The sequence below is a fragment of the Micromonospora sp. ANENR4 genome, from assembly GCF_015354395.1.
In the GTDB taxonomy this organism is placed as follows: domain Bacteria; phylum Actinomycetota; class Actinomycetes; order Mycobacteriales; family Micromonosporaceae; genus Micromonospora; species Micromonospora aurantiaca.
Window position 1 is genome coordinate 1 of record NZ_JADKYQ010000056.1, and the last position, 429, is coordinate 429.

A 429-nucleotide genomic window follows, 5' to 3' on the forward strand; every position below is an offset into this window, starting at 1 on the left:
GCGGTTGGCGGTGTTGTCGACGATCTTGCTGTCGGCGATCGTGGCGCTGGCGTGCTCCTTGTTCTCCGGGTAGCCCCAGTGCTTGCCGCCGGTGACCACCACACCGCCGCCGTCGCCGTCGGCGTGGTTCTTGGCGACGTGGACCTTCTCCAGGAGCAGGTCGGTGTTCTCGGCGTAGACGCCGCCACCGTTCTCGCAGGCGGTGTTGCCCGTGATCGCGGTGAAGGAGACCGTGACGGTGCCGCCGCTGCTGAACAGACCGCCACCGTTCTTGCCGGCGCGGTTGTCCGACAGGCTGGACTTGACGCCGTCCTTGCCGTGGTCGGAACCGAAGATCTCGACGATCCCGGCCTCGTGGTGCTTGCCCTTCGGGTCGTAGCCCTTCGGCGCGGCGGAGGCGGCCGGGCCGTGCCCGCCGGACAGGCCGCT

At 69.5% G+C, this 429-nt stretch carries 1 pseudogene; it reads right to left on the minus strand.

Annotated elements, in window-relative coordinates:
* Positions 1–429 (minus strand): annotated as a pseudogene (locus IRY44_RS30485) (hypothetical protein); the annotation flags it as partial.